Origin of the sequence: Natronomonas aquatica (genome assembly GCF_024449025.1) — an archaeon.
Lineage (GTDB): Archaea > Halobacteriota > Halobacteria > Halobacteriales > Haloarculaceae > Natronomonas > Natronomonas aquatica.
This window is the reverse complement of record NZ_JAHLKM010000047.1, coordinates 1-14,161: the sequence shown is the minus strand read 5'-3', so window position 1 is coordinate 14,161 and position 14,161 is coordinate 1. Positions and strand designations below refer to the sequence as shown.

Sequence of the window (14,161 nt, the reverse complement as noted above, 5' to 3'; positions counted from 1 at the left end):
CTGATGTGTGCAGTATACAACATGAAGAAGGCCGCAAAACAGGAGATACCACTTCCTTCATGCGATTAAACATAGGCGTTCAGTCAAAGACACACTCAGGCAGAGGACTTATGGTTCAACGAAAACGTTGCAGGGACATACTCTGCCCAGTCAATTCGGCCGGATCAGCCGTTTGATCGTGTGGTTGAGGTAGAGAACACAAATAATCAAAACAAAGCCTCACTACGGGATCAGCACTGGGAGAAAGCCCGTGAGCACCTTACGGGAGCCGATAAGGTCCCAGTAACGGCGGTTGCCGGGTTCCTATACCGCGACTTTGCACTTGAATACGATTTCATGCCGGACGGAGAAGATCTTGTGAATGTATTCCGCGATGAATTCGGATATGACTCTGATGACCCGGACGAAAGAGCAGAGTTCGACCACTTGTACACGACCGATGACATCGAAATTGTCAACGAGGATTTTACTCAAATATGAGCGGGCGTAACCGGATGCTACAACCGAGGAGTTCGTTCCGATCACGAGACAAAGTTCGGAATCTGTCTGAAGAAGACCTTGGATTAGCTCCAGAACGCGTCAGTGACGAAGACATCACAGATCTCTCAGAGGGAACCGGATTCCCGAAAGACGACATTGACCAATGGGTGCGAGCGATCAACAGGAAGAAGCAAGCGATCTTCTACGGGCCGCCGGGAACCGGTAAGACCTACATGGCTGAACGCGTTGCGGATATTCTTATCGAAGGCGGTGACGGTATTGTTGAGATCCTACAGCTGCACTCGTCGTATTCATATGAAGACTTTGTGCAAGGAATCCGTCCCGTTTCGAACGATCAGGATGAGCTTCGATACCCTGTTGTGCAAGGACGGTTCCTTGATTTCTGTGCGGAAGCTCGGGAGCGGAATGGTCCGTGCGTACTCATTCTCGACGAGATCAACCGCACCGACCTATCTGCAGTCTTTGGGGAGTTGATGCACCTGGTGGAGTACCGAAATAAATCGATGAAGTTTGCACAGAAGGACGTTGAAACCGGTGAGGACACTGAGTTCTCGATCCCGGATAACGTATATATTCTGGGAACAATGAATACTGCTGACCGGTCGATTGCTCTTGTTGATTTTGCACTACGCCGACGGTTTGCCTTCCTACCGTTATGGCCTGAAATGCAGGTTCTCCGGAACTACCACGAGGATACGGGGCATAATGTAGACGGCCTCATCGAAGTTGTCAACGAAATCAATGAGGAGATCGGGGATCGGAACTTCTACCTCGGAATCACATACTTCCTCGATGAAGACTTAGATGACACGATCGAGGATATTTGGAAACTTGAAGTGAAACCGTACCTTGACGAGTACTTCTTTGACTCACCGCAGAAAGCCGAACAATTTGCTTGGGATGCTGTTGAGAGCCGTATACGGCCGTGATGACCCGTGCCCGAAGATCCAATCACACTCAAAGAGTATACGCCTGTCACACTGGATAGCGACGAACTCCCGTCCGGCATAGGCGAGGAATTGTGGGAAGAGTACGGTTCAAAGATTGACGTAGAGTTCCCAACACGAGCAACACAGGGGAAATGGGTACTTACAAACCAAGGGTATGGCGGTCATATCCGTATTAATTCCCAGTGGTCGTTTGAACTTGAACCGAAAACGACTGTCCGAACGATTCTCGGGATGCTGGAGTACGCATACAACCTCGAATCGTTCGAATTCCTTGACGGGTTGTACGATGCGGATTCTCTCACTGATTACTTTGATGAAATAGCGAATACGTTGGCTAAGAACGTCATCTCCCGGCAACAGAAGGGGTTGTACAAGAACTACGTCGAACGCGAGGAGCAAATAGGTGCGGTGAAAGGACGAATTGATTTCAATAAAACAGCTCGGGAACCGTGGAAAGCGAATCCACACGTTCGGCACCGTGAAATCACGGTCGATATTGAAGACAATCAGATCCTGCTGTGGACGCTGCAGAAGATACTGTCAAGCGATGTCCCGTCAGAGTCTACATTGCAAACTGTGCGGCGTGCGTACCGACCGATGACGACTGATGTCTCTCTCAAGTCGTTTCGAGTCGATGACTGTGTTGGACGGGAGTACCGCCGGCTCAACCATGATTACGAGTCGATGCACGCGCTTTGTCACTTAATCCTCGATACGGTGGCACCGACACGTAGCACAGGTGATGACCGAATGATACCGTTCATAGTGGATATGGCGCGGTTGTACGAGTCGTTCGTTGCAGAGTGGTTGACTGAGCATCTTCCAGCGAGGTATTCGGTCACCGCTCAAGAGCAGGTTGAGATTGGTGATTCGGGACGGCAGTTTGACGTTGATTTAGTGGTTTACAGCGGGTCTGATGCTGTTGCTGTTTGTGATACAAAGTATAAGACACCGACGCAGCCGTCTACTGAGGACTTGTCTCAGGTAGTGGCGTACGCGGAAGCGAAAGGTGTAACTGATGCATTCTTGGTTTACCCTGAACAGCTTGATAATCCGATTGATACTGAGATTGGGGGAATACATATAGATACACTTACATTTGGTCTTGGGAATAACTTATACAAACAGGGGCAGGAATTCATTTCTGATCTTGACCAGGCGGTAGTTTCTCAATCTGGATTAGTCACAAGCTGAAAGTAAGTGTGATGTCCTAGGGAGACGTGCAAGCTCATTTTATAATCAACTTGCAGTAGATACATACTTGGCTGGATGTCTCCTAAACAAACCATTCATTTGGAGTGGTCAATCCGATTGTGGTCTCTGGTCTGGATTCGACCCAAGTTTCTTATCGGCTTTACTACTCTAACGGAGTATGTCTTCTCCACGAGTGTTTACCGGAGCTACGTTCCCACTTTTGGAGTACAAAGCGTTCAAAACAGTTGCTGAGATAGCTGGTGATCAGCCGGAAAGTATACTCTACATCGGTCAACAAGAACATCCGAACGACGTTACGAGGAAACAATGGAAAGACCATGGACAGTCGGCGTGTCTCAGTATCCGTACCTTCGACGATATTGTTTCGGAATGTTATGAACGAAATCAGTACAAGGGAAGGGTAACCCACATCGATAGACCTCTTCTTTTCAGGCTTGTGGAACTCGGAGTTGAAGAGATAGACTCCCCAGCAAACCCGTTTTATGTTGGCGACCGGTTCCCTCGTGCAGGACTCGTTGATGCGGCCGAGAATCTCTATACTGAACTCGAATTTGCTGGCCTACTGTCCTCAGAAGCGATGCGTGAGCGACTCCTCGAAGAGGGACTAACAGACCGGGCTCACCACGCTGCAGAACTGGCTGAAGGAATCGAGACAGTTCGGCAGGAGATCTTGGCTGACGAGCTTCCTGACACGTACCGGACAGAGCGGATGCATCACGTCATCACGATGGAGACACCGCTTGACGAACTACTACCTGCTGTGGATACAGTCGTTCTCGGCGGATTCACGCAGTTCGATGCGCTTGAACGCGACTTCTTGGAACGAATTAGCAATACGTTTCCCACAGTCGCAATACTGCCGACGCAGGCCGATTCGGATACTGTCTCCGGGATCGATCAAGGTGCCGCTCGGGCGCTCAAAACGTATCTCGAACTCGGGTTCTCACGAGAGCACCATGAACCGGACTCAACGCCATCAGTAGACGCCCGACGACGTGTTACGGCTAATCTCTATCGGCATCCTGAGAACGCACCCTCGATTGATGACATCGATCCGGCAGCGCTGAATCTCTCTTACGTTGAATCAGAAACGGTTTCGGACGAAATACGGCTCGTAGCGAGGCAAATCCGTAGCCAACTCGATGCCGGCGTTGAGCCGAGCACTATCGGCGTTGTACCGACGAGCCCAAGCGAGTATGTCGACCAGGTTCGGGAGTCATTCGATGTATATGAGCTCCCGTACACGATACAGACAGAAGTCCCGCTTACAGAGACTGCACTGGGAGAGGTGGTCGAATCGATCTGTACGCTTGCCAGTAAGCCGCGATCGATAGATACGGTTCTCGCGCTGCTCACGAATCCTCTTGTCTCAGTGTCGGATCAAGGGGGACCGATTGATCATCAGGAACTCACCCGCGTTGCCTCTCGTGTTGAGACGACTGGGCTCGATAGAGTTCTCGAACACGTTGACGAGACTGTCGCTGCGACTATTGAGTCGATCGTCCAGGACGCAGAGGCGCTGTCAACGGTAGAGCTTGAATCGCTCTCCGGTCACGTGGATGCACTTCTCGAACGACTTGGAGTGTTGGCAACCTTGGAGAGCGATGCCGTATCGTCCGAATTCCGGGCCCGAGAATCAAGCGCCCAGAATCGGCTCGACCGCGTGCTTGAGACACTGGTGCTTTCGGCACCCGTAGCGGATCCCGACATCGGAGATCCCACCGATCGTCTCGAACGGGCTCTTGCGGGGGTGTCGATTCGAGAGAGTGGCCGTCCTGACGATGAGAGTGTCACCGTCTGCGGGTTGGGCGAAGCGTTCCTACACGAGTTTGATCAGGTCTATATGCTCGGTATGACTGCTTCGCATTTCCCCTCGGATATAGAACGACTATCATTCGCCCAGCCGATTTATGAGGCCCATCCCGACTTCGAGCAGAAGGATGCCGGGAAGGAAGCTCGCTACCAGTTCGGTGCAATCGCAGCAAGTGAGGCATCACTTCAGTTATCCGCTCCACAGCGAAACCAGAACGGTGACCCGTACGTTGAGGCTGACGTGTCGACTGAACTCCGTCGGCTCATCGATCTCGACGAGGTAACAATCGACGGAGACGATGCTGTACCGGGAAGTCAGGAAGATGTGCAACGGACTATCGGCAAAGTCTGGGAATCGGCATCAGACTCCCGACGAGAGGCGCTCATCGACGAGGCAGCCGACGCAGGGACGTTCGCCCCCGGCCAACATACCCGGATCAGGAATGGCGTGGAGTGTTCCGCAGCACGAGCAGACGCGACACTATCGCCGTACGACGGCAAACTCTCTCCAGAAACGGTCGCCCAGGTACACGCAGCGACCGAGCGCAAACCCTACAGCCCGAGTCGGCTCGAAACCTACGCTGCGTGTGGATTCAAGTACTATATGCGACGAGTGCTCGGGATCAAAGCTCCGGATCCGCTAACGCGAGAGCCAGATCCTGGCGTTCGTGGCTCCTATATCCACGACACGCTCGAACACTACTATCTCTCCCTGCAGTCGAAGTCGGGAGAGCCCGTCAATCCTAGTGGCGATTTCGATGAGCGCCAAGACCAACTCCTTGAGACTACTCTCACTCGACTCGATAACGCGTTCGGCGATTACCCAGAAACCGCATTTCACGACCAGTGGCTCACGTCAGTACTCGCTGGGCTTGGAACGCCAGCGGAGAACGCGTACTACGGACCCGAGGAAGAAACGGACGAAGGGAAACCAGTCGCCCGAGGGCTGTTCTATCGATTCCTCGAACACGAGTTTGAGGAGCCTGCGAAAACGACTGCACGCCCGACGTGGTTCGAGGCACGGATCGGCCAGCCGTATGACGCTGGGACGCCGATTTCAGACGACCCGGCGATTATCGATACACCATATGGATCAGTCCCGGTCCACGGACTGATCGATCGTGTCGATACCGTTCCCGGGACGAACCCTCTACAGGCAGTTGTCCGCGATTACAAGACTGGAACGTCGATCCCCGGTGAAAGCGAGGCGCTACTCGGTCTGAACTTCCAACTGCCACTCTATGCCTTGATGGCCGAAGACGCCCTTGATGGGATTGAGACCGTCGGGGCAGCCTACTATCAGGTCTCTCCCCCAACGTCCGTGAATTCTCGAAGCGGCCAGATCACGTCGCAAGAGATGGCTACTTGGCAGGGAAGCGACGATGTAGAGACGCCGTTGCTACGCCATTCGTATCCACACTTCGAGACACACCAAGCCTTCCGTGAATTCATCGAAGAGACCACGGCGATAAGGATTGGTGAACTTGCAGCCGGAATCGAAGAGGGCCGCTTCCAACCGACGGTACTCGATCCGTCAGATGCCGGGTGTCGGTACTGTGACTATGCCCACGTTTGCGATGTACGGTCTCATCAGCGGCGGGAGACAATCCAGCACATCGATGACGATGGAATATCAGCCTATGTTCCCCCGATGGCTCGTGATGTTGATGCAGAGGATGTCGTGGGGGTGGAGTAACGATGGTTTCGTATGAGGATCTGACCGACGAACAGCAGCGAGCTGTCGATGCGCTCGACCGAAACGTGACACTCACCGCAGGAGCAGGTACCGGGAAAACGACGACACTGACGGCCCGGTACCTGCGGATGATTGAGAAGTCCCTGGAAATGGCACCTGACGGGGGACAAGGAAGTGATGTTCTTCTGCCCGAGAATATTCTCACGACGACGTTCACTGAACGGGCAGCGAACGAACTCGAAGAGAGCGTCCGAGGCGAGATCACGGATCGAATTTCGTCACTGGAAGCTGACGAATTCGAAGCCTGGCGGACGGTCGCTGATGAACTCGAACACGGATACATTCACACGCTCCACGGCTTCTGTGCTCGACTCCTGCGAGAGCACGCGTTAAGCGTTGACGGCCTTGACCCTGGCTTCGATACCTTGGACGAAAACGAGACGACGGCCCTCATCCACGATACCGTTGGCACGGTCCTCGAAGAACACGAAAACCACGACGCAATACGGACACTAGCCCGTCGCTTTTCCCGGAGTCAGCTGCAGGACGTGCTGACCGACCTCGTAAACGAGCGGCCGGAAAGTATCGACTGGGCCGAGCGGTGGGTCGACGCGAGCGAGGACGAGTATCTCAGGTTCATCGAATCCGAACTCCATCCAATTGACCCGGATGAGGCAGCCGAACGATTGGCCCAGCCGGAGTTCACAGAGGCCCTCACAACGCTTCGAGAGCTCGTGGAGAATCCACCGGACATCTCGACAGAAGGAACGGCCTGGAAGCGAGCCGTGTCAGTGGTCGAGCTCCTTGGCGACGACTTCGATGATGGTGTCCCCAATCGAAGGAAGCAGACGACGATTTCGAAACTTAGCATCCATCTCACGAAGGGAAGCGGTGAGCGCTACGCGGACTATACCGGAGCGAAGACGCATTGGGGGGACAATCCCTGGAAAGACGAGTTCGACACAGCCATCGAGCAACTGGTCGAAACGCTCCAGCCGGAAGAGTACGCGGTCAGCATCGATCCCGAACTAGAGGCGAAGAGCTTCCCACTTGTCAGTGCCCTCGCAGAGGTGACGTTACTCACGGTTGAGGAATACGAGGCTCGAAAGCGCAGCCAGAACGCCGCTGATTTCTCGGATCTCATCACGTACGCGGTCGAGTTCCTGAACGACGAGGCGAACGAGCACATCCGGACGGAACTCCGCGAGCAGTTCGACTACGTGATGCTCGACGAGTTTCAGGATACTGATCCTCGCCAGTGGGACCTCATCAAACTCCTAGCAGCCACTGAGAAGAATACATTCGACGCACGAAATGTCTTCGTAGTCGGTGACGTGAAGCAGAGCATCTACCGGTTCCGGAACGCCGACGTAACGCAATTCAAGGAAATCGCAGAGACACTCGAAGAGACCGGCCCCAGTACTGACCGGGCGGATGACCAGCTTTCGACGAATTTCCGGACACTCCCGACCGTCCTGGAGTCAATCAACGAGTTGTTCGCAACTGTCTTTGACGAAGATGGAGAGCCATACGAGGCACCCCCACAGCGATTGACGGCAGCACGAGAGGATCCAGCCGACATCGGGAGTGCTGAGTATCTCTTCGTACCTACTGATTCAGAGCTTCGGGAAGCCCGGTTCGACCACTACGAGGAGTTCGCTGATGCAGAGCCCGAAAGCGATGCCGAATTGGAAGCGATGGCCCTTGCAGCACGCCTCTCGCAGGTGCTTGCCGAACCGTACCAGGTCTATCCTGAGGACTCCGAGTTTGACGACGAGACACCTGAACCGCGTGATATTGAACCGAATGATATTGCAATCCTCATCCGAAGTCGAACCCACCTCAAGGCCTACGAGCGAGCACTAGACGAAGCAAACGTCCCGTATTCTGTTGCGTCCGGAATCGGATTCTACGAGACGACCGAAATCACCGCGTTGCTGAATCTGTTCCGGGCACTTGCGGATCCGCAGGATGAGCGCGCTCTCTACGCAGTACTTCGATCTCCACTATTCGGGTTCACCGATGATACCCTCGCACAGCTCAAGATCCACGACGAGACACTATGGGACGCCCTTGCGACGACAGATGCAGAGGAGTTGACTGCAGCCCACGAATTGCTCTGTAAGTGGCGTCGTCGTGCTGGCCTCGGTGATGATGGAACCGTCGGCTTCGACGGATCGTGGGCTGCGTTCCTCACTGAAATCCTCGAAGACACGGGGTATCTGGTGAATGTGAGTGCCGGCGATCGATCTCAGCAAGCGATGGCGAACGTCGAGAAGTTCCGGGAGCAACTGCGCGGATGGAGCGACGATGGTGTTCGCAGCCTCACCACGCTCGTAGACCGGATCGAACGACGGGTAGAACTCGGTGGACGCGAGAGTGAGGCAGAAACGACCGGTGAGGGAGTACAGATTCTGACGATTCACGACTCGAAGGGAATGGAGTTCCCGTTCGTGGTTGTCCCCGAACTCAGCCGTGGATTTAAAGACGATGCTTCGCTCGGTGGCGGGAAAGTCGAATTCGAACGTGTGGGCGACGAACACGCGGTCGGGATGAAAGCCCCGAGCCCGGACGATCCGTTCGAAATGAAAGATACAATCGCCCGTGAAACAGTTCGAGAACGCCGTCGCCAAGAAGAGCGAGCCGAGGAAAAGAGAGTGCTCTATGTGGCTTGCACCCGGGCTCGTGATCACCTACTACTGTGCGGGCATCACGAACTCGCCGATGACGCTGAAGAACTGTCTCTTGCTGCGATCGCTGACGCTGATCCGGAGTCGGCATCGAGTTGGCGAGATTGGGTACAGCCGGCTCTTCTCCCCGACGAAGTATGCAGCAAATTAGATTCGGAAATCACCAGCACCCGGTCATACGGTAAGGGTTCGTACCGGGTTTCGTTGCCGACTCCCCGAGTCGAGCTTGAACCGGATTCGAGGGACGTGGATCCAACAATAGAGCTATCACCGGATCCACCGGAACGTGACATCACATTCCGCTTGTCAGCGACTGATCTGGCTGCACTACTCGGCGGATATGGGGAGTTGGAAGTTGATGAGGAGACTCGAACGGCCTTCGTCGAGAAGGCGGAAGATAGCCCAGACGATCGTCACGGAGAGGATGATTTGGCAGGGCAGGGCAGTGAGAGCGACCCCGATCACGAGCAGGAGTCAACGACAGGCGAGGCAGGAATCGATCCGAGAGTGTTCGGAGAGATGGTGCACCGGATTTGTGAGCTACGCCCCCCGGAGTCACGTTGGTTGAATCTTATGGAGCAGACACTGGTTGATGAGGACGCCACTGTCGAACTCACGGATGAGTTACAGCGCCGCGTGAGTGAACACGCGCAACGAGGAATCGAGTTCGTGGACGAACAGACTGCGAAAGTTGAAGTTGACCAGCAGTATGACGAGCTATACGTTACCGCGGAATTCGATCGCGGCGAAATCGCCGGCTACATCGATCATCTCATTGTGAGCGACGAGGCGTACCACATCATCGACTACAAGACGGGAGCCGTTACGCCAGAGGCGATCGAAGAGGATGCGGAGTACTACCAGAACCAAATGAAGGCCTACGCTGTCGCTCTGAACCAACAGCAGACCGATCGGCCAGTCCGCGTGTCACTCGTATTCACCGAGATTGACGAGGCTTGGGAGATCGAGTGGAGCACGATGGAAATCGAGTCTATGACGGAGAATCTGGAATCAGATTTACTGACTCGTATTTCCTGAACCCCTCTGTTTCCCCTGGAACTCCCGGCTTATGGCGTTCTAATGCGGATTTCTGGATAGAAATACAAGTTTACTTTTTACTGGGTATCATACAATTAGGTGCAGAAATCAGCCCGGTTCCGCCTCGCAGAAAGGCCGCGTGGTGACGCACGCGACCGGGCTGTCACCTGTAGGAGACAGCATGAGTCAGAAACACCTCGACCGAGAAAAATCACTCGGACTGACGCCCGCAGAAGTACCGCTCAAAGCCCTACCAACAGTCAAGCTCTCCCGCGAGGATATTCGACGGGCACTTGACCTTGCTGAGAAGCGTAACGACTCAGCAATTGATGAGGGTGTCGTGTTTGGTGATCAGACTGCCCTTTCCAGTCATCAAACCGGTCTCTTAGGCGAACTTGCAGTCGCGCGCCTCTACGGTCTCAACGTAGATGAGAACGCATACAAGCAGGGCGATGATGGCATCGACCTTTCGCTGCACGGGACTTCGATTGATGTCAAATCAACAGCGACCCGGCAAATGAGTCGACCAGACCTACTAGTACGCGCTAATAAACCACTGAAATCGGAGCTATACATCCGAACACACGTATTCGACTGTACTGCCTCAAGGGCCAGGATCCGGATTATCGGCTGCGCATCAAAGGAGAAGGTCAAAGATCAGATGCCGGAACCCTACCCGGAAGACACTCTGAATCGTGTTGTTCGGGCGGACGAGATGGACTTCTTGCCGCTCATTTCACCAGCTGACTGCTGATACGAGTCGATGAAATCTACAGTATCTGGAGTGTTAGCCTGTACTACAGAAGCCCTACTCGTGGCTGTGACTGTACTCGCGGGCCATCCTGTAGTACAGACGCAACTGGTTACTCCGTGGTTTGGCGGAGTCCTATGGCCAATATCGGTCGCTGGAGCGGTATTAGTGATCCTTGCAGTAGCGATTATTCTTTTACTGGTAATGTGGGGGATCCTCGAAGAAATTGCATCGCCGGGACTGTTTGGTCAAAGTACGCACACACTGGTTGGTGGTGCTGGGCTCGTCGGAACGAGTCTCAGCACCCTACGCATCACCACCAACTGGATTCTGAATAGTGGAGCCGATCCGACCCCGAACGCACTTACCGCAGTAGTGCTTATTGCAGGCCCTATCGCGTATGTGTCGTACCGAATGGCGAAGCTGCAGCAGATGCCTTCGCCAGCAACACACGAAGAGCAGTTGGATCCTGAGTATGTGCAACACAAAACTATGCAGTGGGCAACTGAAGAGCAGGCCGATCGTCAACCATCTCCAAAGAGTCCGACAACAGCGGGGGATCCGCACAAGATACGTGAAGACTTCCGATCAGACAACCGATCCACTCAGAATGAACGTACTGATTTGACAGAACTGGATTTCGATTGGACCACTGACACTGGAGTAGAATTCGAGGATGTGGGTGGGATGGAAGAAGTGAAAACAGAATTGAAGCGAGACGTGATTATCCCGCTCACAACACAGCGCGAAAAAGCGGAAGCACTCGGGATTAGTCCGTCGAATATTATCTTCCACGGGCCGCCCGGGACGGGGAAGACATTCCTGGCGAAGGCCCTGGCCACGGAACTCGGACTCCCACTCGTGAAGTTGAGTGGGGCCGACGTACAGAGCAAGTGGATTAACGAGTCCTCACAGAAGGTGAAGGCGCTCTTCGAGGAAGCAGAAGCCGTTGCTGCAGAAGCTGAGGGGGCCGTGGTGTTCTTTGACGAGTTAGATTCAGTTCTGAAGAACCGCGGTGCTGGCAGGGCACACGAAGAGGACACGAAGGTTGTGAACGAATTCTTGAACCGGTTAGAAAACACGGGGAAACACAATATCGTGTTCATCGGTGCCACGAACCGGTTGGAGTCTCTGGACGAGGCAGGGATCCGATCCGGCAGGATCGACAAGAAGATCCATATCGGGATGCCGGATTGTGACGCCCGCGCTTCAATCCTGGAAGCACAGTTGTCTGACCGGCCCTGCTGTCTGACACGGGAACAGATTCGGGCGGTCGCTGAAAGAACAGACGGGATGACTGCCGCAGACTTGACCAGTCTCGTTGAAGAGGCGGCCCGAAACAGCCTGTTCCGCAACGGTGAAGCCAAGATCACCGGAGAAGATGTGCAGCAGGCGTTAAGTGACTGACTTACCCTATTATGGATTTCACCACAGAAGTGTGGTACAGTCATGCTGTCAGCATACTCTCCCGACTCTGAGTCTATGCGTCATCTTTCGGCCCGCTCCACCATTTCCCCGTGTCTGTAGCTTGTAGTGATCGGATCGAGTGCCGTATTCTGGCTCCGAATGACAACTATATCTCTTTCTCCTCGGAGTGGAGTAACCCAGAAGACTGTCGCTTCGAGTGACCGTTATAGAGATTCAAGGCGAATACCCCCCGCCTTCCCGTGAGGGACGAGCGTTCCAACACCTGTTGTCGGAACCGAGGACTGAACAGGCGGGGGATGAAGCCGACAAGGTGAGCAACAGACCACCGAGTGACTGCCCGGCAGGATATTCACCGACAAACGACACTATTAATACTACTCTATCCATAACTTGTTATGAAGCAGGGCGATGCTGGAGACGACCCGCACCTACGTCGCCAAAATCACGAACCACCAACAGGTTCGTGACACCCTTGATGCGTGCGGGTTTGCAGCATCGAAACTGTGGAACGCCGGACGCTACTACATCCAAGGTCGGTGGGACGATGACGGTGAGATTCCTGACGAGAAAGAATTGAAATCGGAGTTGAAAGACCACGAACGCTACAGTGACCTGCATTCTCAGTCAAGTCAGCGAGTTCTTGAGGAGCTTGCTGAGGCGTTCAATGGATGGTACAACTCCGACGACGGCAACAACCCGCCGGGCTACCGGAAACGTGGCGACGACCACCCACGCTCTACTGTGACGTGGAAACAGAAAGGCATTAAACACGACGACAAGCACGGGCAGGTTCGCCTCTCGAAAGGCTGGAACCTCAAAGATTTCCGATCAGACTTCATCCTCGTGGAATACGAGACGCGACCGGACGTGACCGTTGAGAACATCCAGCAGGTCCGAGCGGTCTGGAACGGCGACCGATGGGAATTGCATCTCGTCTGTGAGACAGCGATTCCCGTCAAAGATGCGCCCGGCGACAACACTGCCGGAATCGACCTCGGTATCAGCAACTACCTCACTATCGACTACGAGGACGGCCCAAGCGAGTTGTATCCTGGCAACTGCCTCAAAGAGGACAAGCACTATTTCACCCGTGAAGAATACCAGACAGAAGGCGAGAACGGCCCATCAAAGCGGGCGCGTCGTGCCCGTCGGAAACTCTCTCGCCGGAAAGACCATTTCCTGCATACCCTCTCGAAACACATCGTCCAGCGGTGTGTCGAGGAAGGTATCGGGACGATAGCCGTGGGCGACCTGAGCGATATTCGAGAGGACGACGGCGGAGAGTCACGAGACTGGGGCCAGCGCGGTAACAAGAAGCTTCACGGGTGGGAGTTCGACCGGTTCACCCGCCTGCTCGAATACAAAGCCGAAGCACACGGAGTATTGGTTGATCGTGTGGACGAGGAAAACACCTCGAAAACCTGCTCGTGTTGTGGGCAGATTCGAGATGCCAACCGCGTTGAGCGAGGCCTGTACGTCTGTGATTCGTGTGAAACCACGATGAACGCAGACGTGAATGGTGCGGTGAATATCCGCCGAAAGATAACTCAGAGTCCCCCGACGGGGGATATGAGTAACGGCTGCTTGGCACAGCCCGGAGTCTACCTGTTCGATACAACCACGGGTGCGTTCCACCCACAAGAACAGGCAGACTGCAAACCCTAATATCCCAACGCTCGGGATTCACCCCGCCTTCAGGCGGGTGAGGATGTCAAGGATCTCGGGACAGGCGAAAAGCCAACAGCAGTAGAGACAATTGACCGTGTTCTTTCGGAGCAAGAACAGGCTATCGAACAAATGCAGGACCGAACCGGGCATACGATGGTGGACGTTGGGGCTGTCCGTACTCAGTAAGTTTCGGGGACTGCGCGAACCTTAGGTTCCTTAGGTTCACGAGGAACAGCAGGCGACACAGGTACGATAGCTGTCTGTGTTACGTAAGCCAGATGAGGCAGTATATGCGCGCCAGGAACACCCAGTCCGGTAGGCGCTCAGCGTTCCTGGAGCGTGTCATAGAATCCATCTCATAGCTTCTCGCAGCCCGGTTCGTTTCCTCGCTCGTAGTTGGTGATGGCAACAA

Annotated in this window: 8 protein-coding genes; all 8 read left to right on the top strand. The window is 54.3% G+C overall.

The annotated features are described in order from the left end of the window. The first annotated feature begins 180 nt into the window (after positions 1-180). The 8 genes from KM295_RS16035 to KM295_RS16000 all read left to right on the top strand — a co-directional run bounded on the left by KM295_RS16035 (position 181) and on the right by KM295_RS16000 (position 13,746). The gene (locus tag KM295_RS16035; protein ID WP_256031230.1) at positions 181-480 is read left to right on the top strand and encodes a hypothetical protein; all 300 of its coding nucleotides are present in this window, start codon (positions 181-183) and stop codon (positions 478-480) included. Further along, positions 477-1,430 (top strand): McrB family protein, encoded by a 954-nt coding sequence (locus tag KM295_RS16030; RefSeq protein ID WP_256031228.1) that lies wholly within the window; start codon positions 477-479, stop codon positions 1,428-1,430. The genes KM295_RS16035 and KM295_RS16030 overlap by 4 nt, the downstream gene beginning before the upstream one ends. 6 nt (positions 1,431-1,436) lie before the next feature. Beyond that, positions 1,437-2,645 carry an McrC family protein gene (locus KM295_RS16025; RefSeq protein ID WP_256031226.1) on the top strand — a complete coding sequence of 403 codons (1,209 nt, stop codon included), beginning with the start codon at positions 1,437-1,439 and terminating at the stop codon, positions 2,643-2,645. A 178-nt stretch (positions 2,646-2,823) separates the two neighbouring features. Beyond that, on the top strand, positions 2,824-6,174 hold the full coding sequence (locus KM295_RS16020; protein WP_256031223.1) for a PD-(D/E)XK nuclease family protein: 3,351 nt from the start codon (positions 2,824-2,826) through the stop codon (positions 6,172-6,174). A gap of 2 nt (positions 6,175-6,176) precedes the next feature. Next, on the top strand, positions 6,177-9,902 hold the full coding sequence (locus KM295_RS16015) for a UvrD-helicase domain-containing protein (protein ID WP_256031221.1): 3,726 nt from the start codon (positions 6,177-6,179) through the stop codon (positions 9,900-9,902). A 181-nt stretch (positions 9,903-10,083) separates the two neighbouring features. Continuing rightward, positions 10,084-10,656 (top strand): hypothetical protein, encoded by a 573-nt coding sequence (locus tag KM295_RS16010; RefSeq protein ID WP_256031219.1) that lies wholly within the window; start codon positions 10,084-10,086, stop codon positions 10,654-10,656. Between the two features lie 165 nt (positions 10,657-10,821). Beyond that, positions 10,822-12,060 carry an AAA family ATPase gene (locus tag KM295_RS16950; protein ID WP_256031218.1) on the top strand — a complete coding sequence of 413 codons (1,239 nt, stop codon included), beginning with the start codon at positions 10,822-10,824 and terminating at the stop codon, positions 12,058-12,060. 429 nt (positions 12,061-12,489) lie between these two features. After that, a complete protein-coding gene (locus KM295_RS16000; protein ID WP_256031216.1) occupies positions 12,490-13,746 on the top strand; it encodes an RNA-guided endonuclease InsQ/TnpB family protein in 1,257 nt (418 codons plus the stop codon). Positions 13,747-14,161 lie beyond the last annotated feature (415 nt).